Here is a 21,910-nt window from a genome sequence, read left to right on the forward strand (position 1 = left end):
CAAGCAGGGCCTGACGGCCGACGGACAGGCGCCGCCATCGCGTACCGATCTCCCGCTGCCGGACGGTGAGCTGGTCGGTCAGGTGCCGCAGGGTACCGCTGGACAGATCGATCGACGACGGGCAGGCAAGCACGCGAAGCTCCTGGCGGACATGGGTGATCTTGGTCGAGAACCCGTCTACCAGGAGCTTCGTTGTTGCGTACAGCCCTTGGCCCCCAACAGGCCGACACCGCAGTCAGGTTGGAAAAGGCTCACTGTGAGGGCATGGTTCGAAGTGACTCCCGAAGGGGCTGTCCTTGCCCGCAGGGGATCGTGGATGCCTCCGATCAATGGAAAGTGGGATCTGCGGCCCGATGGGCCCTGATGTCGACATATTCCGCACCCGAAAGGACGGCAAATGACTCAAAGTGACTTGGATTCGACGGAATACCAGCTCTATCTGCTCAAGACGATGGATCCGCAGCCGGAGATCCTTGACAGAGCCCTTACGGAGATCGGATTCTCTAAAGATCAAATGGAGCAAGAATGGGAACGCGTTAAATCAGTAATTCTGATGCCGTCCGGGTCGGCAGGTCGGACACGGGACATCCTGAGAGACGTTCGGACCCACCAGGAGCAGGATGGGCTCGTCGAGCGTTACAAATTTCCTCTCTGGCCGGACTATGAACTCGAAATCGAATACCATTCGGCAGGGGATTTCTTCATGCGGCTCTGGTTCGTCCGAGCCCCCGGAAGTAGGCCACCCGTTGGTCAGCCAACGCCGTGGACCTGGCTCAAGGATGAGGTCCTCGCGCAGTACCAGGACGTCAAGGAACTCACGCTCTGGCTTCCCTACGAAACCTATGACGTACTGAATCCGCAGGATGGGAAGCGGTATTTCCTCCGCTTCGGATGGCACGTCCTGCAGGAAATCGAGGAGATGTAACCGAACAGCCCCCGGGGATTCCACCGCCGGGTGGAATCCCCGGGGGCTCGGTGACTATCCGCCGGAGAAGATCGCCTTCCAGACGCGGACGCCGGTCTGCTGCCGCAGCCAGGCGTCCGAAATCGGCGACGCCTGACGCCAGGTCGCCGACCAGCTGCTGGAGGTCAACGTCCTCTATCGGCTCCGCGCTGCTCAGGGGGTGCTCGGTCTGCGGAAGAAATACGGTGAGACACGGCTGGAAGCCGCCTGCGCGAGAGTCACCGCGGTCGGTGGTCCGTCCTCCCGCACCATCAAGGGCATCCTCATCGCCTGCACCGATCCCGATCCCAGCGGAGACGCCGGGGCTGCGGCTTTCCTCCACGGCTCCGCCCGGCTCTTCGCCACCGTCGCGACCCCCGAGACGACGACCAGGCCCACGGCGGCGAACTCGGCCGTCTCGACTTCCTTCAGGTCCCCTGCCAGGACGAGATCACCGGCCGCGAGACCGTCGCTTTGCAACGCCGCCTGCAGCGGGCGAAGTTCGAGCAACAGGTGACCGTGGAGGAGTTCGACTTCACGGCCTCCTCGAAACTGCCCGCCGCCCGGATTCCCCCGCCCCACGAGGGCCTTCATCACCTCCTCCGGCCCGCCACGAGGCGGTAGACCCCCAGCAGGATGAGGGCGCCGACGATCGCCGCGATCCAGGTGGACAGCTGGAAGAACCCGTCGATGGATTCGACGTGGAAGATCACCTTGCCGAGCCATCCTCCGAGGAGGGCGCCGGCGATGCCGATCAGGATCGTCACGACGCAGCCGCCCGGGTCCCGCCCCGGCATGATGGCCTTCGCGATGATCCCGGCGAGCAGACCCAAGACGATCCAGCCGATGATGCTCATGAGGCGCCCCTTTGCGACGGTGTGAGCTGTGTGGTCCTTCTGCGCCGTCCCACGGATTCCAAACGCGCAATCGCCAGGGCGGGTGAATGCCTCCCCCCGGATGACGCCATGTGTGTGCACGGCGACGTTGGGCACACGCGGCCATGACCGTACCCAAGACGAGCGTCCTCGTACGGGACTGCGCGGAACCCGAACCGCTGGCCCGCTTCTACGCCGCCCTGCCGGGCGCCCGCGTCGACCCGGCCGAGGGCGACGCCGACCTCCTCCTCGTGGCCGACCTCTCCGGCCCGGTGCCGGGCATCCGCCGGGACCCCGACCGCGTACGGCCCAGCTGGCCGCCGCCGGACGGCCCCCAACAGCCCCACCTGCGGATACTGGTCGCGCCGGAGGCGCTCGACGAGGCGAGGCGCAGTTGCGGTCGCAGAAGCCGCAAGCTCCGCGATCGTCGTGCCGACCTCCGCCCTCGCCAACCGCATCGACCACCTCACCGGACACCAGTTCACCGACCGGCTCACCGTCCTTCCGTGGGGCATCCCCGTAAGCGATGCCCGGGTACGCGATCAACCACCTGCCGACACAGGAGCCCTGTCTCTGGTACACGCCGGCCGCCTGGACGAGAACAAGTCCACCATCACCGCCATCGAAGCCCTCGCGCTCACGGACCAGCCGCACCACCTGACCGTGATCGGCCACGGAACCCTCCGGGAGCACCTGGAACAACGGGCCACCGAACTCGGGCTGCGGGAGCGCATCCGCTTCGAGCCGTTCCTGCCCCGCGCCGAACTCTGGCGACGCCTGCCGAACTTCGACGCCTTCGTCTTCACGACCAGGGGCCTGGAGGCGTTCGGGCTCGTCCTCATCGAAGCCCAAGCCCACGGACTCCCCATCGTCTACTCCGACCTCCCCGGCGTCAGACAGATCCTCCGGGGCGCCGGCGTTCCCTACACCCCAGGCGACCCCCACTCACTGGCCACGGCCCTCGACGACCTCGGCCGAGACTTCCACCGGCGCACGGCCCTCGCCAATGAGGCCCTCAACAATGCGCGCCGCTACGACATCGCGGCCACCGGCCGCCAGCTTCGCGACCTGACGCTCCGCGTGGGGAGGGATCGGTACAATAATGAGGCGGAGCCGTCCGCGTGGACCGAGAGGCGGGTACGGGCCGACCCATTGCTGAGTGGGCCCTGCGCACGGGCGCATATGATCGAGCTTCCTTCCCACTGGACGGGGAAACGCTTCCGCAGGTCCTCATCGACCCTTCGTGGGGTCGCAACACGCCGACAAGCCCGGCGGCCACGAGGTCGCCGGGTCGGCCGCGCTGCGGGTGGAGGATGTCTACGGGTGGCGAGTGAAGGAGTGCAGCCGGTCGACCTCGGTGAAGCCGACCCGGTCGTACAGGCCGTTGGCTGGGGTGCGGTCCCGTTCCGGGTCCCCGGCAGGGGCGTCGTCGTCGACGAAGAGGATCGTCTCGACCGCGCCCAGTCCGCTCAGCAGGCCCAGGGCGGAGCCGAGGAGGGCCAGGCCCAGGCCTCGCCCGCGGGCGGCGCGGGTGACGCCGATCCACCACAGCACCCCGATGCCGACGGTGGGGCCGATGGTGGCCTCCGCCAGGAGTTCCCCGCCTTCACGGACTTCCAGACGCTTGCCGGGCGGGTCCTGGCAGTCGGTGACGGTGCAGTGCGCGACGTGCGGCAGGCAGGTGACCGGCAGGTCCGCATGCATGTATCGCCACAGGTCGCGCCCGGTGAACCCGGCGGCTTCCAGCACCCGGCGGGTTGCGGGGCGGTGGCCGGCGGGCAGGCCCACCAGGCCCAGGGTCAAGGCGGGGGCGAACACGGCTCCACTGGCATCGCAGGGGAGGACCCGCATGAAGCGAAGGGGGACGGGTGAGTCCCCGTCCTGGGCAAGGCGCTCTCCGGCCCGGACGGAGAGCTGAACGAGGATCTTTGGGAGGAGCTCGTCCTGCCCGGCGAGGCTCTGGGCTATGCCGGTTCCAACAGGACTGCCGGCAGGGTGCCGCTCACGATCGGGCCTTTCGGCAGAGAGAGCCCGAAGAACTTCTCGACGACGCCCAGCGCGGTGCTGTGTACCTCCCTTTCGTCCCGCTCCGGGTCCGGGAGGCCGGCAGCGGTCAGCAGCTGCTGCAGGCGGGCGGCCGTCGCGGGCTCGCCGTCGACCCCCTGGTAGCCCCACGAGGCGTCAAGGTGCAGGTTGCAGGCGCTCAGCAGGCGGCCGTCGTGGAAGTACTCGAACTGCGGCGGGACCGGCTTGCCGTTCTCCTCCTCGTACTCCAGGAGGCAGACGTGCGCACCGTCGCGGGAGACCGGTGCCAGTGGCCCGAACTCGCCTGGCCAGCCGCCGTACGTGACCGCGTACGTCCAGTCACCGGCGCGTCCGAGACGCAGGCCGATGCCGTCGAGGGGATCGCCGTAGGTGTCGTCCATGAGCTCCAGAAGGGAGTCTGTGGTGTGCTCCCCGACCGCCACGGCGGAGTGCTCGGCCTCGTACTGCAGGGTCGCGGCGAGGCGCTCGGCGAGCTCTTGCGGCGACAGCCCGCGGGCGAGCACCACGTGGTAGCCCCCGAAGGCGATGGATTGCGGGGCAGCGAGCCAGGTCGTTCCGTCTGTCATGACCGTCATCCTGATCGATGCCTCTGACAACGCGCGCACGTACGGGCGTACCGCACAGCTTAGGAGTCGGGTCAGCGCAGGCTGGTGCCGTAGGAGTCGGTGAGCTGCCATACGCGGATGTGGGTGGTGGGTGCGGGCCAGATCTGGATGAAGTGGTGTTCGACGGGTGTGTCGTCGTCGATGATCTGGATCTGGTCGCCGAGGTCCCGGTCGCGTGCGTGGACACGGACACGGCTGTCGGTGTTCGTGTAGACGGCGAGGGCCGGCCATGCCTCGAACCGGTTGCCCCGGTTGGGCCCGGGTACGCACTCTGCGGCAACGGGCACATGAGTGAACCCAGCGCTCAGAACTGCGGTAGGGAAGGCAGCCGCCTCGATGGGCACGCTCTGCGGCAGCACCACGGCCGTCACCACGAGTGCCACTCCAGGCAGCTGTGCACGTCAGCTTATTCACCACTTCGTCCGACGGTCAGCCCAGCCCATGTGTCCATGCCCCAACCGGATACCGCACGGCATCCCATCTGCCGGCGGGACATCGCCGCATGGTCACTCCGACGAAGGACGTTGCAGGGGTGGGCACGGTCCGGAATGCCCGCCATTCCCTGATCCAGTCAGCGCCGCTGTGGTGCCGGCATACCCCGGTAGGAGCGGAAGACGCGGATGTCGCCCTGTCAGGAAGGTCGTACTCGCCAGCGTGGTGGTCACGGCGGAGAGGGGCAGACTGATGGCGATGCTGGTCGTGGGGTACAGGCTGGCCAACGACGTCGCCACCCGCCAGGTGACAGCTCTGGTGACCGAGACCGGCACCATGTACCGCGCGCACGGCCTCTACGGGAAACACGCACAGATCTCCAAGCCGGAACCATCCGTCGCCCTGCTGAGCCCGGTGCGCGCGGGCGAGAACCCGCTCGCCCGCCCCATCGCCGACCTCCGCACCCACCACGTCACGTACACGAAGAAGGGCTTCACCCGCGCCCTCATCCCACCGGCAGCCGTACGCCTGGACCTCGACGAGGACGCCCTGCGCACCGTGGACTCGCATCACGAGCTGTTCGAGGCCTTCACCGGCGCGGCACCACACATCCCCCCATTGTTGGATGAGGCGATCAGGGAATTCCGTACCGCGCTTGGACTGGCCAGCCGGCCGGCCAACGTGCCCTGGTCTCCCCGCGCCCGGGCGTTGCCGCCGAGGGTCGAGGCGATGCTGCGCACCCTGGCCCACGGCTCCCAGATCAGTTCCCCGGCCCGGCTGCCCGTAGGCTGGACGGTCACCGGCGGGCACGTGCGCCTTCACGTGGGCACCACGGGCGAGAGCCTCGACCGGCAGGCGGTGATCGAGCTGCAGGCAGCCCTCAGCGCCTGGCTCCACTTCACGAAGAACACCGTGCGCTCATCGCCCGGCTCCCGTATCGGTCAGCATCTCCGTCGTCTGGTGAGACCTCCTGGCCGTGGCGGCCGGACCTGCTGCAGCACTGCGACGGCTGCGAACGGGCCTTCCGCGCACCGAACCGGGCCGCTGCCGGGACTGTCCGCCCGAACCGTCCTGGGCCGCCGCCTAGGGTGGATCCCGCAACGGCAATGGATGGGGGAATGATGTATTCATCGGACAGCGCGCTCGTGCTCGGGCCGGGCGGGCCCGTCGGCACCGCCTGGATGGCCGGACTGGCCCACGGCCTGCGCGGCCTGGGCGTCGATCTGGGCGGGGCGGATCTGGTCGTGGGGACGTCGGCCGGTGCGATCGTGGGTGCGGTGCTGCTGAGTGGCCAGGACCTCGCGCGCTTCGCCGACCCCGCCGCCGGCGGTGGTGAGGGTCCCCGGCCGCCGCAGGCCGATCCGCGGCTCATGAGCGAGGTCTTCGCGGTCCTCGGTGCCGGCCTGCCGCCGGAAGAGGCCCGCCGCCGGGTCGGGCGGATCGCGCTCGACGCGGCCGATCCGGAGGCCGGGCGGGCCCTCGTCGCTTCGCGCCGCCGGCTCGTTGGTACGGACACCTGGCCGGCCGGGCGCCGTCTGCTCATCCCCGCGGTGGAGGCGGGAAGCGGCGTGCCGGTCGTGTGGGACCGCGACAGCGGCGTCCCGCTGGCGGCTGCCGTCGCGGCCTCCAGCGCGTTTCCCGGCGCGGCGCCTCCCGTCCCGGTCGGCAAACGCCACTACATCGACGGTGCGTTGCGTGCCGGCACCAACGTGGACCTCGCCACGGGCGCGCGTACGGCGGTGGTCGTGGAGCCGATGGCACGGGAGGCGTCGCAGGCGACGGGCGTGGAGAGGGTGGTGTCGCTGTTCCCCGACGAGGCTTCGGCGGCGGCACTCGGTCCGGACCCGTCGGACCTGTCGGCGTGGGTACCTGCGTTCCGGGCGGGGCTGCGGCAGGCCGACACGGCACGGGAGCAGTTGGCCGGAGCCTGGGGCGGTCGAGCCCTCAGCTGATCTTGTTCGGGGTCGGGGCGTACTGCAGGGAGCGCCAGATCCGCTGTGCCCAGGCCAGGGCGTCGGGGGCTTCGTGGGTGCAGAAGATCCCGGCGCCTGTGCCGGAGGGGTGCAGGGTGAACCCGTAGAACTCGTGGCGCGGGCGGCCGTTGTCCTGCGGGGTCTGCCAGAACGCGTAGCGCAGGCCGCCGTCGGGCAGCGTCTCACGCAGCCGCTGGGCGGGGCGGGTGTCGGGGGCGCCCGACAGCAGGGCGGTGAGGAAGTCCTCCGGTGTGCGGTCCGGGACGTCGTCGCGCTTCAGGCTGACGGCCGCGGTGCGGTCGGGGGCGGTGAAGTGGTCGTAACCGTCGGCGAAGCCGGCCGTGAGTCCTGCGTCGCGTACCACCCACCAGCCGTCGCCGAGGTCGGTGCGCACGTCCACCGGCAGCGGGTGCGGGAAGCGGCTGAGGACCTCGTCGCGGTCCCAGACCTCCGTCAGCACGCGGGCGGCCACGGGGTGGCGCACGTCGGTGACGACGGGCAGCTCGTCCGGGTCGGCGACCCGGGTGGCGACCTCGGCGCCGAGCAGGGCGTCGCCCCAGGGCTGGATCCGGTTCGCGAACGTGCCCGTGAAGGCGAAGTCCGCGTACCCCGGCTCTTCCCACTGCTCGTGGGCCCGCCGCAGGGTGGCGTCGTCCACCCGCACCCAGGCGCCGAGGACGAGCTCGGTGTCGTGGCTCAGCCGCACGGGCAGCAGGCAGCGGATGAAGGAGCCGACCCCGTCCACCCGCAGCAGGGCGCGCACGCCGAGCCGGTGAAGGGCCTCCTCGGGCAGGCCGAGGGCCACGTCGGGCAGGTTGTAGCCGAAGTCGATGCGCCGCTCGTCATCGAGCGAGTCACCGCAGCAGGAGCAGGTCGGGAGGTGCGTCGTCACCCGGGCACCCTACGCGGGGTGCGCGGGTGGGGCGGCACCGGGCCTGGGGGCATGGGTACGCGCAGGGTGGTGCTGCGGGCGCCGGACGCGCGGCCTGCGCGCGGGCACCATCTGTTTCAGGGGGTGGGGCCTCGCCGCTATGCGCGCCTGTGACGGAGACGCGCACCTACGCGGGGTCGGCGAGGATGCCGAGGGGGACCCGGTCCGGCGCACTTCGGCTGTTCACACGCGCCTGCTGCCGCAGTACGCGATCGTCGTACCCAGGCCGACGGCCGCAGCCTCACGACGTGTGGGAGGGGTTCATGAAGATCGACGAGACATGGACATCAGACGAGTCCGGCACATCGCACGAGGGCCGCGTCGGGGTAGTCCTCGCGGACGGGGCCGTGCCCAAGCCGGTGTGCTTCGACTCGGCGTCGGGCTCGGACGGCCGGGAGGTCAGCCACTGGAGCGTCTACGACGGCACCACCCACCCCACACGCCCGAAAGCGGACGCCCTGCGGCCCGAATGCTCATGCGGCTGGACCGGGACCGCCTACCCCGTGGAGGACTTACTCGTACTCGGCCTGTTCCCACCAGCACTTCTCGCTGGCGGAGCGGCGGATCTCCATAGGACGACGGCCGCCGCGACGGGCGCAAGAGCTTCTCCTGGCGCGACTACCAGGACCTGCTGATCGCCGCGCACCAGCAGCTCGGCGGCCCGATCGTGCTCGTCTGGGACAACCTCAACCTCCGCAAAGCCGCCAACCTGCGGGAATGGGCCGAAGCCCGGGACTGGCTCACCGTCTACTACCTGCCGCCCTACGCACCCGACCTCAACCCCGTCGAAGGGATCTGGTCCCTCCTGCGACGCGGCTGGCTCTCCAACGTCGCCTTCGCCGCCCCCGAACACCTCATCCAGCGCATCCGACGCGGCCTACGACACATCCAGTACCGCAGCCACCTCATAGACGGCTGCCTCGCCGAGACCGGCCTGACCATCAGACCCACCTGACCAGCAGCACGACATCACGAGTTCAATCTCAGTAACGCCATGGCGCAGCGCCGCCGCCTGCCCCGATTCTCATAAACGGTCCTTTGCGCGAGCAAGATCAACCACCGGCCGCCGGGCCTGAAGGCGGCGGGGGCGGTCTTCGAGGACTCCGAGGCCGTGGTCGACGGCACCCTCGTCTCGGCCCGGGCCCGGCCCGACCACCCGGCATGGATGCGGGAGTTCCTCAAGGTGCTGGCCGGCAAGGCGCCGGCGACCTGACCCGGGCGTGGCGAGGGGGCGTGTTCCCCTCCTGCCGCGCCCCGGGGCGTGGCGTCGTCAGCTGCTCGCGGAGGTGACCTGCGGCGCGGGCTCGTGCTTGAAGTTGGCCTGGCCGAAGTTCTTCTTCACGGCCGCCTCCCAGGAGCCGTCCTTGACCATCTTCTTGAGGGCGGCGTTGATCTTGGTCTGCAGATCCCGGTTGCCCTTCTTGATGCCGATGCCGTAGCTCTCGTTGCTCAGGTTCAGCCCGACGAGGCGGAACTTGCCCGTGTTGCCCTTCTGGGCGGCGTAACCGGCCAGGATCGCGTTGTCCGTGGTCATGGCGTCGACCAGGCCGTCCTGGAGGGCGATCACGCACTCCGAGTAGCCGTCGAGCTCAAGCAGGCTGGCCTTCGGTGCCAGCTTCTGCTTGACGTTCTGCGCCGAGGTGGAGCCGGCGGTGGAGCAGAGCCTCTTGTTGTTGAGGTCCTCGGCCTTGGTGATCGTGGCGTCGTCGGCGCGGACGAGCAGGTCCTGGTGGGCCGTGAAGTACGGGCCCGCGAAGTCGACCTTCTCCCGGCGCTGGTCGTTGATCGAGTAGGTCGCGGCGACGAACTTGACCTCGTTGTACTGGAGCAGCAGCTCGCGTTCGGAGCTGTCGACCCGCTTGAACTCGATCTGCTCGGGCTTGTAGCCGAGCTCCTTGGCGATGTACCTGGAGACGTCCACGTCGAAGCCGGTGAAGGTGCCCCCCGCTTCGCGCAGGCCGACACCGGGCTGGTCGAAGGCGATGCCGATGGAGAGGGTCCCCTTGGGTCCTTCGTCGCCGCCGCAGCCGGTGGCGGTCAGGGCGAGGCCGATCACAGCGGCCATCGCACCAGCCTTGGGGACCTTCATGTGGCAACTCTTTCCTCGGGGACGCGGGACGCGGAGCGGGATCGCCGATGCGCGTGGAACCGCGAGGGTACGTAGAAGCGTCAAGACGCGTGTAAGGGGAAGCTAAGAATGCTGCCGCCGCGATGTCACTGGATCTGGGCAAAACTTGAGGTAACGATCCGGCTCGATCGTCGTTTCTACGGCGATTATTGCTTCAAACGGGATAAAGGGGGAGTCCGCGGTGACAGGTCCGGTACGGGTCGATGGAAATGCACTGTTCCTTGATGAAGGGGTGTAGATCCGTTTTATCCAGACATCGCGGCTGCCGGAGTCCGGCACCCACGCACTGCCCCCGGGCCTGGGGGAGTTCCCCCTGCGCCGGGTCGAGGACTACCCGGACACCGTGCCGTATCGGGTCGCGGTCATTGAGCATCGCAGCTTCCGGGGCGGGTGTCGGCCTGGTGGACGGGGTCCGGCGGTCTGTGGCTGCGCCGTGTGGACGCGAGTGACCGGAAGCGTGGCCGCGGGCAGCGGCGGGGCCTGAGGACCCCGGGGGTCTGCCGCACGATCGGGTGACATATGAAGTGGCTTGCCCTGTGGGGCAGGTGGGAAGGATGTCGCTGTGCCGCACCCTGCGGTACCTGACCGGACGACTCGCTGTGCGGCGAGGGGAGATCGGGACCCGGTGGCGGCGTCTGACCGCCGGCCGTCAGGCTCTCCTCGCCCTGGCCCATCTGCGGTGCGGTGACACCTACGCCCAGCTCGCCGCCGGGTTCGGCATTGCGACCGCGTACCGCTACATACGCGAGGCCGTCGACGTACTGGCCGCGCTCGCGCCCACCCTGGCCGACGCGATGCACGTCGCGCGGACCAAGGCGTTCGTGATCCTGGACGGCACCCTGCTACCGATCGACCGGATCGCCGCCGACACCCGTACTACTCGGGCAAGCACAAACGTCACGGCATGAACGTCCAGGTCCTCACCGACCCGTTCGGCCGCCTGCTGTGGGCCTCGCCCGCGCTGCCCGGCTCTACCCACGACCTGACCGCCGCCCGCACCCACGGCATCATCGACGCACTCACCGACGCCGGCCCCAAGTGCTGGGCCGACAAGGCATACCAGGGCGCCGGCGGCTCCATCCGGGTGCCCTTCCGCGGACGCCGCCTCAAGCGGTGGCAGCGCCGCCACAACAGCACCCACGCCAAGATCCGCTGCCTCGGCGAGCAGGCCATGGCCACCCTGAAGGGCTGGCGCCTCCTACGCAAGCTCCGCTGCAGCACCAACCGCATCACAGCGGTCGTCCAAGCCGTCCTCGTCCTTCACCACGCGTCAACGTGAGGTTGGAAAAGGCTCACTCACACCGCCGTACCCAGCTCAAGCTCCTGGACAACTCTGCCCTTCCTGCCGTCCGCAGGGCACTGATCGGCCGGGAGCTGGAGCGAACCGAAGCCGTTCTGGCCAAGGTCCACGAGGAGACGACGTGACCGCACCGCACCGCCGCACTCTCACCGAAGACGGAGTCTCCGCGAAGACCGCCGCAGCCCTGCGGGCGGCGATGCAGCGGCTCCTCCACGGCAAACCACAGCACACCGACGGACGCCTCACCAAGGAGAACCTGTGGCGGGAAGCTCAGGTCAGCAGGGCCACCATGAACCGGGCCACCACCATCCTCACCGAGTGGGACAACCACATCGCCGCCCACGGCGTCGCCACGCCGGGTGAGGCGCGCCGCGACGACGAGATCACCCGACTCCGCCGGAAACTCGCTGAGAAGACCCGCGAGTGCACCGTCGCCAACAGTCGGCTCGAAGCCGCAGCCACCGCGATCGCAGCCCTCCACCACGACAACACCCAGCTCCGCCAAGAACTCGCCACCAGCCGCGCCCGCATCACCCCACTACGTCCCCGAAACGGCTGAACCACCCCCGCCGCCTCACAGTCAGGAGCCCACGTCTCATGAGACGTGTGAACCGACCGCGCGGAGAACCTCGTCCGCAACCCGGCTCAGACGCCCGCAGGGCCGACCCGACCTCCCGACGGCTTCGCGGTCAGCACCGGCCGCCTGACCCTCAACACCCCGAACCTCACCTGGCGAGTGCACAATGCGCGGTGATCCGCCTACTTTCGGTAACCTCCTCGGGTCATGTCATTAGGGGGTGCCCGCTTCGGTGTGCCGTCTCGTCAGGAGTACCCGTTGTACCGCAAATTGGCGGTATCCACCGTGGTCGCGCTGGGGCTGATCGCACCGAGTTCCTTCCCGGCCGCCGCCGTGGCCGGCGGCAGCGCCACCAGTTTCGACACGGCCCCGTACGAGGTCAGCGTCAGGAGCCAAGACTGGACTGGAAGCCTCAACCACATCTGCGGCGGCTTCCTCCTTGGCCCGAACAAGGTCGTCACCGCAGCCCACTGCGTCAACGGCGCCACGGCGTCCAAGATGAACGTTTCCTGGGGCGGCACCAAGCGTTCCTCCCTCGCGCAGAACTCCGCAGTCGCCAGCATCCACGTCCACGAGAACTTCGACGAGCAGACCAACTACGGTGACGTCGCGGTCCTGACCCTCTCCAAAGCGGCCACCGAGTCGTACGGGGTGCGCTTCGCCTGGCTGGCGGACACCGCACCAGCGGCTGACGCCGTCGGCACGTTCACCGGCTGGGGGCGCACCGGCCCGGCATCGACAATGCCGGAGGACCTGCAGGCCGCGCAGTTGTCCGTCATGAGCCGCGCCGCCTGCAAGAGCGCGTACCCGAAGACCGACCTTGACGGCAAGCTATGCGCCAGGGCCGCCGGCACTGGCAGGACGCCCATCTGCGAAGGCGACGATGGCGGACCGCTCGTCATCAACGGGCGCGTTGTCGGCATTGCCGCCCGGCGCCACGGCCCCTGCGACACGACGAACGCCGCGCCGTCCGTCTTCACCAACGTGGCCCAGTTCAAGAACTGGATCGAGAGCCGGTAGAGCGCGCCCCAGCCAGCGGCTCCCTGGCTCAGGGATGCGAGATCGGACCGGATCGAACTGCTGATGCCAGCCGATCCGGTCCATGGAGACACGGGGCCAATGGCGGCGGCGATGAGGCGGACAGTGGTCCGACACGGGTCGAAAGCAGGCGACGCCTGCGCCGAACCATTCCGCCAACAGGGTGACACCGTGTCAACCTGCCGAGGTTCCCAGCACACGGGCCACACCTTCACCAGGCGGCCAACTTGCCTCTCCCACACCACAGATGACCAGACGCTGTCGTCATTCACGCGCGCATCGGTGCCCCGTAGAAAGGCGGAAGATCGTGTAGAACGGCGCCATGACCAGCGCAGCGTACTCCCCGCCGCGGACAGCAGCCTTACCCCGCACGCCCCGGCACCTGGCCCTGATCCTGGATGGGAACCGGCGCTGGGCCCAGGCACACGGGCTGCCCGCCGCCGCCGGCTACCAGCGCGGAGGCGAGCGCGTGCTGGAGATGCTTCCCCACTGCGAGACGGCAGGGATCGAGGTAGTCACCCTGTGGCCGCTGTCCACCGCCAACTTCGCCCGGCCGGCGCACGAACTGGCCCCGCTCATGGCGGTCATCGCCAACGTGGTCACCCGGCTCGCGGCCGCCCGGCGGTGGAACCTGCGCCTGATCGGCAACACCGCGATGCTGGATCCGAACCTCTCGCGCACACTGGACGCCGCCGTGACAGCCACCACCCGGCCGCACGCCATGACCGTGAACATCGCCGTCGCATACGAAGGCCACGACGAGATCACCCGCGCGATCAGCCGGATGATCACCGACCACCGGCGAGCCGGCACGCTGGACCGCCTCGCCGACGGTGTCCGCCCCCAGGACTTCGCCGCCTACCTCGACACCGCCGGACAGCCCGACCTCGACCTGGTCATCCGCACCTCCGGCGAACAGCGCCTGTCCGGCTTCCTCCCGTGGCAGGCCGCAACCGCCGAGTACTACTTCAGCGACGCCCTATGGCCGGACTTCGACCGCGAGCAACTGCGCCGGGCCCTGCACACCTACGCCGGCCGCCACCGCCGGTTCGGACTCTGACCACCTCTGGCCCGCACGCCGCGAGGAAACGCCCCACCCATGGAGACGTGATGCCCTCAGACGTCGACTTCCACCTCCCCTTCCCCTCAGTCATCAGCCCCGACGCTGACGTGGCCGAGGCCCACACCATCGCCTGGCTCCTCCACCACGGCGTGCTGCGCAACCAGGAAGAGGCCCGCTACATCCAAGCCATGAGGCCGGGCGACATCGCTGGCCGGATGTACCCAGAGGCCCGGGGTGCCGATCTCGACCTCGCGATCGATCACATGTGCCTGGTCTGCCTGGTCAACGACCAAGTGGACAGCACCACAGGGCAGCGCGCAAGGCAGGCCGCCGCGATCTGCCACGATGTGCTGGCCCTCTTGCGGAGCGATCACAGCAGCCGGCCCACGACAGCGTTCGGGACCGCCTGGTGTGAAGTTTGGGACCGCCTGTCCCGCGGCATGTCACCGCAGTGGCGGGACAGGACGATCAGCGACCACGTCGCGTTCTTCAGCGAGCTTCTCAGCGAGCAGCGCCTGAGCCGGACGTTCTCCACCGTCGAGGACTATGACCGCAGGCGCCAGGTGAGCACAGGCACCCAGATCTGGCTGGATGTGACAGAGCGTGTGGGACGCTACGAAGTCCCCGACCGGGCTCTCGCGTCCGAGGTCGTGCAGGGCCTGCTCAAGGAGGCCAACACCCTCGTCTACCTCCCCAGTGACGTGCACGGGGTCGAGCGCGAGGAACTGCGCGGGGAGACGGACAACATGATCCTCGTCATCGAACACACCACCGGCCGCCCACGAGAGGACGTCATCGCCGAGATCCAGGCGGTGGTGCACGACGCGGCCGAACGGTTCCTGCGGCTGCAATCCGAAGTGCCCGGCCTGTACGCGAGGCTCCGCCTCGACGCCGCCGAGCAAGCGGCTCTCGCCTCGCACATCCGAGCCATGACGCACATCATCCGCGGCTCCTACGACTGGGCGAGGACGGGAACAGCCCGCGGCGACCTCAACGGCGTCGAACTGGCTGTCGCCTCCGGCTACGAAGACATCCACCACTGATGCCCCCTTCCCGGTGTCTGTCGGTGCTCCTCAGTGGCCAGCGGGCGGACCCGGAGTGGGCGCGCCTCTTCGACGTCGCGTGCTTCTCGGCCGAGCACCTCACCCGCAGACGGGACGGGGCCGGGGGTCGCAGCGATCTGGAGCACCTGCTGCCCCGGACCGGTGAACTCCTCTCCCGCCGGTGGCGGGGCCATCGGCTTGCCCTTGCCGCGTACGGGCAGTGGTGGCCGGAATGGCAAACGGCGCTCGCCAGCGCCGGCCTGCGTGTGCAGGCCCCGGGGACGGGACCGTTGCCCGACTTCCTCGTGGACAAGACCCGCATGCGGCCATGGCTCAGGTCGCTGGATGTGGAGACCCCGGCCGACCTCGTCACAGCCCAACTCGACCACGCTCTGCTCCGCCGTCGTTTCGGCTCCCCGTACGTCGTGCAACAGCCGCGCGGCACGGACGGCCACGGCACCTACCTCGTCCACGACGGCCGGGACGTGGGGCGCATCGCGCCCGGCGGTCCCTGGCTGGTCAGCCGGTACGCCGACGGCGTACCGGTGAACCACCACGGCCTGATCGGCTCCGGCGGCGCTGTCGTCGTCCTCCCCGCCTCCGTGCAGCTCACCGATCTCCGGGACGGCACCGCCCCCTTCGGCACGTACTCCGGCTGCGACTTCGGCGCGGTCCGCATGCTGCCGACTGCCGGACGTGAGCGCGCCCGCCGGGCCGTGGAGCGGATCGGACAGGCACTCGCGCAGGTGGGCTACCGGGGATCATTCGGCGCGGACCTGCTCGTAAACGGCGACGAGGGCTCTCGTACTGGAGGTCAACTGCCGGATGCAGAGCTCCACCTGGCTCCTGGGCGAGCTGGAACGCGCCGCCGGTGTCCTGCCCACTCAGCTACGGCACGTCCTCGAACAGCACGGCCACGGCACCGCAGGAGACCACCTGGCCGAGGCGCCCGGCGCGGTGCAGTTGATGCTGTGCCACGACGGGCCCACCGCCCGGCTGACGGGCGCGCCCCGTCCCGGCCGGTACGCGCTCACCAGCGCCGGAGATGCCCTCTGGCGGGGCGAGGGTCACGGCCTGATGGAATGCGGCACGGACGAGATCGTGCTGCTCCACCTGCCCCGGCCGGCCACCATCCTGGCATCCGGGGCCTCGCTCGCCCGCCTGATCAGCCGCCGCCCTCTGACGACTCCAGACGGCCGGGCCCTGACCGCCCACGGGCAGCGAGTGGTTGCCGCAGCCAGGTCCCTCTTCACACTCGAACTCACCGCAGCGTAGGCCACTACCGGGCCTCCGGTTGGTCGGCCGGTCAGCGTGCGGGCATCTGGAGGTCGTAGTCGCGGAAGTCGACGGCGTACCAGGCGACCATCTGCGACGCGATCTTGAACATCTGTGCGTGCACCGGAGCGAGGAGCGGGAACTTCTGCTGGACCTCGTACGCGGGGCGGTACAGGTGCGGGGCGAGCGTGGTGATGGAGGCGTCGAGGGGCGGGTTGGCGCGGATTTCCAGCACGTCGGCGACGTGCGCGTCCATCATCCGCACCATGGACCCCCCGATCGCGCCGGCGCCGGGGAAGATCTTCCGGTCCATCCAGTCCAGCATGTTGTGCGCCAGCTTGATGCCTTCGTCGGAGGAGGCCCGGTGGTTGGCGGCGGCGTCCGCGAGGACCTGGTTGGCCTGCTCGATGGTCTGGGGGTTGTACTGGTCCTGGATGCCCAGCAGTCGGCCGCCGACCCGCACCATGGCCGTGAGCTCGTCGATCTGCCGCCCGGTGGGGTGGAATCCGTACTTGGCCGCCAGCTGGACGTTGTAGGCGCCCACGTACGTGAGCTCCTCGACTTCCAGGCGCTGGCTGATCGGCATGCCGTCCCGGGCCTGGTTCCACCCGTGCGCCAGGCCCATGTGCCGGGCCGCCGCGTGCACGAGCCGCAGCTTGACCAGAGTGATCACCGCATTGCCGGACGGACCCCAGCTGTCGGTGCCGAGCATGTCCCACAGCGTGTTCATGGTGCGGGAGAAGCGACGGCCAATGTCCATCACCAGGTCGTACTTCGCGTACCACACCGACTTGGCCAGCAGCGGGTCGGCGAGCGCGGCGAACAGACCACCGAACGCCTCGGTCACCGTGAGGGCTTCCATGTTGCCCTGGATGAGCTTGAGGGTGTCGCCGTGCGCCACGCGGTCGACGGCCGTACGCTCCTGCGCCGTCAGGACGGCGTTGCGCTGCAGGAAATCTTGCAGCACCCGCGGGGCCATGTCCGGCACGGGCTGGTCGTTGCGGGTCCAGGCATGGAAGGCCTGGTTGGCCACTGCCATCTGGTCGTCGCGCACCAACTGGTCGATGACGTCGTCGGCTTCGGGGTCACCCTCCAGCGCCGCCTGGCCCGTTGGCAGCACCCACTGCGACTCGCCGGCCACAGCCGGGCCGCGCCGGTCGGTCGCCTGGGCAGCAGCGGAGGCGGGCAGTCCGGCGGCGGCCACACCGGCGGCCAAGGCGGCGAGCGTGGCTCGTCTGGTCACGAATTGATCCATGCGGACCATGCTGAGTGATCCACTTCCCCCAACTCCAATGGTCACCGTCCGTGTCACCCGGATGGACCACGAAGCACCATCTGGATCTCCTGCCCGGCGATGCGGACGCAAGGGGATCGCAGAACGAGGCCCAGCACGTGCGCTCGACCGTCAACGCCCCGGGCTTCCGGCAGTCCGCCGCTGGACAAGCCGGAGGAGCCGGAGAACCGGTAAAGGGCTTCACCGCCCGAGGCGGGCCGGGCTGTCAATCACTGCGACAGCCGCAGCAGCCAGACGTGGGTGGGGGTGGATGCAGACGTAGGCACGGAGGCGGGCGCTTATCCGAGGGTGGCGCTGGTGGCGGCTGCGGGTGCCTACAGAGGGGACAGGCCGAGCGGCGTGCCGATCTTCAGGTTGCTGGAACCGTCGAAGAGCTTGTCGCCGGCTTTGAACACCTGCTCGCCGAAAGCCGTGTTGACCGCGGTGGCGCCCTCGGAGGTGAGCTTGACCTCGGTTCCGGTGGCACTGACCGTCATCGCGTCTGCCTTCACCTTCGTCGGATCGACGGCGTACGTGCCCAGTGCGATGCGCTTGGTGGCGTCGCCATCGACGACCGCCGTAGCGGTGCCGCGGGTCAGGTCTGTCTGCCCCTTCGTGAACTCGATCTTGTGCTGCTGGGTGTCGACAAAGCGAAAGCCACCGGCACCGTAGTTCAGCGATCCCTGGAACGGCACCGGAACAATCGACCCCGCCTCCACAGGCACCGAGACACCGGCCGTCGCCCCCGCCACAGCCTTCGCCGGGGCGACCGGCTCCAGGCTGATGTCGTACGCCTTGAGCGCCGCGGCAGCAGACTCAGTGAGGACGAACGAGGTAGAACCGCCAGTGATCGTCAACGGCGCCGCCTGCGCCCGCCAGGGGACCTTCGCTCCGGACGTGCTGGGCCCTGCGACAGCCAGAGGGGTGGCCGCCGCCGCGAAAGCGACGGCAGCCGCCAGGACGACAATAGGACTACGCATCGGAAGTGCCTCCAGTACACGGGGGCCGGACCGTGCCCGGACGCGCGGTCCGCACGCAGACGCTACGGGCGAGACACCGCCGACCGCCTGGCGACACGACGACTTGCCTCTCGCCTCCACCGCTATGCCCGCAACCTCGTCTGCTATCGCAGACCCCGGCTCGGAGATCGCGCTCGGCATCGAGCTCAAACACGTCGCCACCTGAGCCCTCGCCAACTGCTCCACCCGCGGCTATGCCGCCTCCGACAGCGTGTGGACCGAGCCTCCAAACCGCTGTCGTTACGGCCAAGTTCCGCCGCATCAGGGACCTCTGCAGTGAACACACGAGCAGCAAGGCCATCGGCTTCAGGTACCGGTGCCGATCGGGGCAAGGAGACCTTCGACCAGATCAAAGAGACGGTTGCCGCCCACGTCGGTGACGCACGCGTCGGTGGCAGCCTTCTGCGCCAGGCCCGCATCGCGATCCGCTTCGTGGCGCTGAACCAACCGGCCGGCTGGAAGTCGCAGCCACCTCGATCGCAGCCCTCCACCACGACAACACCCAGCACCCCCAAGAACTCACAACCAGGCGCGCCCGCGTCACCCCCGCTCCGTCCCCGAAACGGGTGAACCACCCGACCTCCTGACAGCCAGGAGCCCACGTCTCGTGAGACATGCGAACCGCGAAGAACACCTCCACGTCCACGTCGTGCCCCGCCAGGACGGCGACGACCTGCCCCTGCCCTGGACCCCGCAGCACGCCGCCCGCACCGCCGCGCAGAACGGAGCCTCCTCGTGACCGGCATCAACCTCGTCATGGCCCGCGAGCCCATCCCCGCCGGCCCGTCCGTCTTCCTCGCCGGCCCCACCCCGGACAAGAGCGCACCCGTCCCGTCCTGGCGGCCCGCCGCCGCTGAAGCCCTGGCCGCCCAGTGGACCGGCGCCCAGCCGCTGACCGTCCTGAGCCCCGAGTCCCGGCACGGCCAGCGCGCCGACCGCTACGAGACCCAAGTCGACTGGGAGACCGAGGCCCGCTCCGCGGCGAGCGCGATCCTCTTCTGGATCCCCCGCGACCTCAAGACCATGCCCGCCATGACCACCAACGTGGAGTTCGGTCTGGACGTGTCGACGGGCCGGGCGGTGCTGGGCTGCCCGCCCGACTGCCCCAACCCCGAACGCAACCGCTACCTGATCTATGTGGCCCGCCGCCACGGCGTGCTGGTGTGCACCACCCTGACCGCCACGGCCGCCGCCGCCCTCTCGCTCGTCCCCGGCAACCACTGATCCCGCCGCACCGACCGATCACCACGGAAGGAATCCCTCATGGAACGCCTCTACCTCAACCACCCCAACCGGTAACCCGAGCCCGAGAGATCATCGGACCGGTCCCGGCCCGACGAACAGAGCCCCGGACCTCGCGTCCGGGGCTCTGCTACGGCCAGGTGTTCGGGGTGGTCCGGGGAGTCAGTCGGTCTCGACGTAGGCGACCAGGACGAGCGTGCCCAGGGCAGTCGGCACGTACAGGATCCGGACGCCGTCCTCGCGGTGCTCGCGGATCGAACCGTGCTTGGACAGCACGCCGATCTCCGGATCTTTCGAGACGGCCGCCAGCACCGGGTCGAGGCGGAGCCGCTCGGCTTCCGTCATCTTCTCGATCTGCTCCTGCGCCACGTCGTAGAAGACGATGCGGGCGCGCCTGGGCGCGTGTCGGCCCATCAGGCGACGTGCGAGGTGGGAGCGGAGTCGTCGAGCGGGGGCTGCCCGAGCTTTTCGCGCAGCTCCTCCCAGGAGGTGACGGCGTCCAGGTCGACGCCCTCACCGGCCAGGCGCTCCAGGACGTAGGCGATCTGCGGGTCGCCGTCAGCCATCTCCCGCGCGTCGGCCCGCAGGGCCTCCTGCTCGGCCGGGTCGAAGACGATCCGCATCGCGGCCTCCAAGTCGTAGATGCTGCAACGAGGCTAGCGCAGGAGTACACGACCGGAACCCGGAAGGCGAAGAGGAAGCGGAGACCACCTAGGACCGTGCTCGACGGCCGTCCCGGACTACCAACAAATGCTGAGGTCCGGACGGCCGTCGGTCCGCCGCGCGGTAGAACTATCCCTACTCGATCAAGAGCCGCCCGCTACGCGGTCGGCGCGGCCCGCTCGGCGACCGGGCCGCTCCTGTCTCCGCCCCGCTCCCCGGCCTCCGCCCGGCCCGCCAGCACCGGTACCGGGTTGTCCGCTTCTCAGCGCCCCGGCGGAGAGGTCGCCGACAACGAGGGCGTGGCGGCCGGGGCCTGCTTCGTCGCCGGCGCCTGTACATCGGTGCTGACCTCCGACCCCAGGAGCACGTAGAGCAGACCGATGACCGCGACGCCGACGAGGATCGCGGCGCCCTTCTTCTCATCCTGGTACGCGGCCCAGGTTGCAAAACCGCCTAGGGCCAGCACAACAATGACCGTCAGGGTCATCGGGACCTCCCAAGTCCAGACCCTGGGCCCGCTCGCCGCGAACGGCCAGAACTCGGCGAGCGGGCCCACTCCGACACCACGGAAGATGTGGCTTAGCTCGCACTGTAAGCACACGCCAAGAGGAGTACACGAGACGGCCCCCCCTCGCCGTGAGCTGCAAAACTCAGCAGCACCAGGCACAACTGAGGTAGCACCACCCGACGCTCAGCACGCTCTGCGCCCACACGCCTCACGTGGGGAAAGCCATCCGCTTGCCCGCCACGTTCTGCTCGTCAGCGTCCTGTGCGCGACCGTCCTGGGTCGTGGCCCTGTGCCGCGCGCACCGGACAGACATCGTCGCCGTGGTCCGCGCCTTGGCCGACCTCGTGGCCACCTTCCTCCGGTACCGCCGGAAGAAGCCATAGCGCCGGTGCGCGGAGGGCACCCTGCGGCCGGGAGAAAAGAAAGCGGCCGGCGCCCACTTCCGCCGAGGCGGGTGGCAAGGGCGCCGGCCAACCGAAAACACACACTCCGGGAGGGTGGTGGCAGCCCGCGGCACCGAACACACACCCCACCCAGGAGGCCCCATGCCCTTCCCCCTGATCCGCCCCGCCGGCAGCGCGACGCAGACCGCAGCCGCCGCATCCGCGTGGCCAGCCACTGCCGCGGCCGCCGATGCCGAACTCGCCCACCTCGCCGAGCTCCTGGCCGAGGCCGGCGTCACCGCCCTCCCCGCTGCGGGCGTCCTGGCGGTCCCCGGCCTCGCCGCCGGCCCGGGCGACACCGTCGGCATCCGGGTGCGCACCACCAGCAACCCGCCGCACGCCCTGTACGTCATCGCCGCCGGCCACCTCACCCCGCACGCCAGCGCCGGCAGCGCCTTCGCCCACCTCCACCCGCTCATCGAGGCGGCCGCCCGCCCCTGCGACGGATGCGGTGCCGAGGCCGGAGAGCCGTGCAACCCGGGCTGCCTGCCCGACCCCACGACCGACTGACACCCCCGACCGGCGGGGCGCCT

23 protein-coding genes and 5 pseudogenes are annotated in these 21,910 nt (G+C 69.5%); 15 read left to right on the forward strand and 13 right to left on the reverse strand.

Annotated features, from left to right (window positions below; all coding sequences use genetic code 11):
• A pseudogene (locus AB0F18_RS21560) lies at window positions 1-133 on the reverse strand (IS5/IS1182 family transposase); the annotation flags it as partial.
• 264 nt (window positions 134-397) lie between these two features.
• On the opposite strand from AB0F18_RS21560, the gene AB0F18_RS21565 reads away from it, so the two are divergent.
• Window positions 398-925: a hypothetical protein gene (locus AB0F18_RS21565; RefSeq protein WP_362063030.1), complete on the forward strand. Its 528-nt coding sequence runs from the start codon at window positions 398-400 to the stop codon at window positions 923-925.
• Window positions 926-1,117: 192 nt separating this feature from the next.
• On the opposite strand, the gene AB0F18_RS21570 is transcribed toward AB0F18_RS21565, so the two are convergent.
• Entirely contained in the window at window positions 1,118-1,537 is a 420-nt protein-coding gene (locus tag AB0F18_RS21570) for a hypothetical protein (RefSeq protein WP_362063032.1), read from the reverse strand.
• Window positions 1,537-1,800, reverse strand: coding sequence for a GlsB/YeaQ/YmgE family stress response membrane protein (locus AB0F18_RS21575; RefSeq protein WP_362063034.1), 264 nt, complete (start codon window positions 1,798-1,800; stop codon window positions 1,537-1,539). The genes AB0F18_RS21570 and AB0F18_RS21575 overlap by 1 nt, the downstream gene beginning before the upstream one ends.
• A 447-nt stretch (window positions 1,801-2,247) precedes the next feature.
• Between AB0F18_RS21575 and AB0F18_RS21580 the strand changes: the two are divergent.
• A pseudogene (locus tag AB0F18_RS21580) lies at window positions 2,248-2,820 on the forward strand (glycosyltransferase); the annotation flags it as partial.
• Between the two features lie 315 nt (window positions 2,821-3,135).
• On the opposite strand, the gene AB0F18_RS21585 reads toward AB0F18_RS21580, so the two are convergent.
• The 3 genes from AB0F18_RS21585 to AB0F18_RS21595 all read right to left on the reverse strand — a co-directional run bounded on the left by AB0F18_RS21585 (window position 3,136) and on the right by AB0F18_RS21595 (window position 4,756).
• Window positions 3,136-3,636 carry a GNAT family N-acetyltransferase gene (locus AB0F18_RS21585; RefSeq protein ID WP_362063036.1) on the reverse strand — a complete coding sequence of 167 codons (501 nt, stop codon included), beginning with the start codon at window positions 3,634-3,636 and terminating at the stop codon, window positions 3,136-3,138.
• 146 nt (window positions 3,637-3,782) lie between these two features.
• Window positions 3,783-4,430, reverse strand: coding sequence for a hypothetical protein (locus AB0F18_RS21590; RefSeq protein ID WP_362063038.1), 648 nt, complete (start codon window positions 4,428-4,430; stop codon window positions 3,783-3,785).
• 71 nt (window positions 4,431-4,501) lie between these two features.
• Complete coding sequence (locus AB0F18_RS21595) at window positions 4,502-4,756, reverse strand: hypothetical protein (RefSeq protein WP_362063040.1); 255 nt, start codon at window positions 4,754-4,756, stop codon at window positions 4,502-4,504.
• 397 nt (window positions 4,757-5,153) lie between these two features.
• Here AB0F18_RS21595 and AB0F18_RS21600 point away from each other — a divergent pair, with 397 nt between their 5' ends.
• A complete protein-coding gene (locus tag AB0F18_RS21600) occupies window positions 5,154-6,023 on the forward strand; it encodes a hypothetical protein (protein ID WP_362063042.1) in 870 nt (289 codons plus the stop codon).
• Window positions 6,020-6,853, forward strand: coding sequence for a patatin-like phospholipase family protein (locus tag AB0F18_RS21605; RefSeq protein ID WP_362063044.1), 834 nt, complete (start codon window positions 6,020-6,022; stop codon window positions 6,851-6,853). Before AB0F18_RS21600 ends, AB0F18_RS21605 begins: the two co-directional genes overlap by 4 nt.
• Here the strand turns inward: AB0F18_RS21605 and AB0F18_RS21610 are convergent.
• Complete coding sequence (locus AB0F18_RS21610; RefSeq protein ID WP_362063046.1) at window positions 6,846-7,766, reverse strand: DUF2199 domain-containing protein; 921 nt, start codon at window positions 7,764-7,766, stop codon at window positions 6,846-6,848. The two genes, AB0F18_RS21605 and AB0F18_RS21610, sit on opposite strands and share 8 nt — an antisense overlap.
• Window positions 7,767-8,379: 613 nt before the next feature.
• On the opposite strand from AB0F18_RS21610, the pseudogene AB0F18_RS21615 reads away from it, so the two are divergent.
• Window positions 8,380-8,760: pseudogene (locus AB0F18_RS21615) on the forward strand (transposase); the annotation flags it as partial.
• Window positions 8,761-8,871: 111 nt separating this feature from the next.
• Window positions 8,872-9,018: pseudogene (locus AB0F18_RS21620) on the forward strand (peptidase); the annotation flags it as partial.
• A gap of 57 nt (window positions 9,019-9,075) precedes the next feature.
• On the opposite strand, the gene AB0F18_RS21625 reads toward AB0F18_RS21620, so the two are convergent.
• On the reverse strand, window positions 9,076-9,894 hold the full coding sequence (locus AB0F18_RS21625; RefSeq protein WP_362063048.1) for a glutamate ABC transporter substrate-binding protein: 819 nt from the start codon (window positions 9,892-9,894) through the stop codon (window positions 9,076-9,078).
• Window positions 9,895-10,487: 593 nt separating this feature from the next.
• On the opposite strand from AB0F18_RS21625, the pseudogene AB0F18_RS21630 reads away from it, so the two are divergent.
• The 6 genes and pseudogenes from AB0F18_RS21630 to AB0F18_RS21655 all read left to right on the forward strand — a co-directional run bounded on the left by AB0F18_RS21630 (window position 10,488) and on the right by AB0F18_RS21655 (window position 16,229).
• A pseudogene (locus AB0F18_RS21630) lies at window positions 10,488-11,212 on the forward strand (transposase family protein).
• A gap of 142 nt (window positions 11,213-11,354) precedes the next feature.
• Window positions 11,355-11,792 (forward strand): hypothetical protein, encoded by a 438-nt coding sequence (locus tag AB0F18_RS21635; RefSeq protein WP_362063050.1) that lies wholly within the window; start codon window positions 11,355-11,357, stop codon window positions 11,790-11,792.
• A 276-nt stretch (window positions 11,793-12,068) separates the two neighbouring features.
• The gene (locus AB0F18_RS21640; RefSeq protein WP_362063052.1) at window positions 12,069-12,830 is read left to right on the forward strand and encodes a serine protease; all 762 of its coding nucleotides are present in this window, start codon (window positions 12,069-12,071) and stop codon (window positions 12,828-12,830) included.
• Window positions 12,831-13,170: 340 nt separating this feature from the next.
• A complete protein-coding gene (gene uppS / locus AB0F18_RS21645) occupies window positions 13,171-13,908 on the forward strand; it encodes a polyprenyl diphosphate synthase (RefSeq protein WP_362063054.1) in 738 nt (245 codons plus the stop codon).
• A gap of 50 nt (window positions 13,909-13,958) precedes the next feature.
• Window positions 13,959-14,954, forward strand: coding sequence for a hypothetical protein (locus tag AB0F18_RS21650; protein WP_362063056.1), 996 nt, complete (start codon window positions 13,959-13,961; stop codon window positions 14,952-14,954).
• An 825-nt stretch (window positions 14,955-15,779) separates the two neighbouring features.
• Window positions 15,780-16,229, forward strand: a complete 450-nt coding sequence (locus tag AB0F18_RS21655; RefSeq protein WP_362063058.1) for a hypothetical protein — start codon at window positions 15,780-15,782, stop codon at window positions 16,227-16,229.
• 31 nt (window positions 16,230-16,260) lie between these two features.
• On the opposite strand, the gene AB0F18_RS21660 is transcribed toward AB0F18_RS21655, so the two are convergent.
• Together AB0F18_RS21660 and AB0F18_RS21665 are read right to left on the reverse strand one after the other, a co-directional pair.
• Window positions 16,261-17,484: an oxygenase MpaB family protein gene (locus tag AB0F18_RS21660; protein ID WP_362063060.1), complete on the reverse strand. Its 1,224-nt coding sequence runs from the start codon at window positions 17,482-17,484 to the stop codon at window positions 16,261-16,263.
• Between the two features lie 353 nt (window positions 17,485-17,837).
• Window positions 17,838-18,359 carry a hypothetical protein gene (locus tag AB0F18_RS21665; protein ID WP_362063062.1) on the reverse strand — a complete coding sequence of 174 codons (522 nt, stop codon included), beginning with the start codon at window positions 18,357-18,359 and terminating at the stop codon, window positions 17,838-17,840.
• A gap of 769 nt (window positions 18,360-19,128) precedes the next feature.
• Between AB0F18_RS21665 and AB0F18_RS21670 the strand changes: the two genes are divergently transcribed.
• Both AB0F18_RS21670 and AB0F18_RS21675 read left to right on the forward strand, forming a co-directional pair.
• Window positions 19,129-19,260: a hypothetical protein gene (locus tag AB0F18_RS21670; RefSeq protein WP_362063064.1), complete on the forward strand. Its 132-nt coding sequence runs from the start codon at window positions 19,129-19,131 to the stop codon at window positions 19,258-19,260.
• Window positions 19,257-19,745: a nucleoside 2-deoxyribosyltransferase domain-containing protein gene (locus AB0F18_RS21675; protein WP_362063066.1), complete on the forward strand. Its 489-nt coding sequence runs from the start codon at window positions 19,257-19,259 to the stop codon at window positions 19,743-19,745. Before AB0F18_RS21670 ends, AB0F18_RS21675 begins: the two co-directional genes overlap by 4 nt.
• Window positions 19,746-19,925: 180 nt before the next feature.
• On the opposite strand, the gene AB0F18_RS21680 is transcribed toward AB0F18_RS21675, so the two are convergent.
• The 3 genes from AB0F18_RS21680 to AB0F18_RS21690 all read right to left on the reverse strand — a co-directional run bounded on the left by AB0F18_RS21680 (window position 19,926) and on the right by AB0F18_RS21690 (window position 20,913).
• A complete protein-coding gene (locus tag AB0F18_RS21680) occupies window positions 19,926-20,177 on the reverse strand; it encodes a hypothetical protein (protein WP_362063068.1) in 252 nt (83 codons plus the stop codon).
• A complete protein-coding gene (locus AB0F18_RS21685; protein ID WP_362063070.1) occupies window positions 20,177-20,398 on the reverse strand; it encodes a hypothetical protein in 222 nt (73 codons plus the stop codon). Before AB0F18_RS21685 ends, AB0F18_RS21680 begins: the two co-directional genes overlap by 1 nt.
• Before the next feature lie 290 nt (window positions 20,399-20,688).
• Window positions 20,689-20,913, reverse strand: coding sequence for a hypothetical protein (locus AB0F18_RS21690; protein WP_362063072.1), 225 nt, complete (start codon window positions 20,911-20,913; stop codon window positions 20,689-20,691).
• A gap of 566 nt (window positions 20,914-21,479) precedes the next feature.
• On the opposite strand from AB0F18_RS21690, the gene AB0F18_RS21695 reads away from it, so the two are divergent.
• Complete coding sequence (locus AB0F18_RS21695; protein ID WP_362063074.1) at window positions 21,480-21,887, forward strand: hypothetical protein; 408 nt, start codon at window positions 21,480-21,482, stop codon at window positions 21,885-21,887.
• The last annotated feature ends 23 nt before the right edge of the window (window positions 21,888-21,910 follow it).

Source organism: Streptomyces sp. NPDC029216 (assembly GCF_040648015.1).
Lineage (GTDB): Bacteria > Actinomycetota > Actinomycetes > Streptomycetales > Streptomycetaceae > Streptomyces.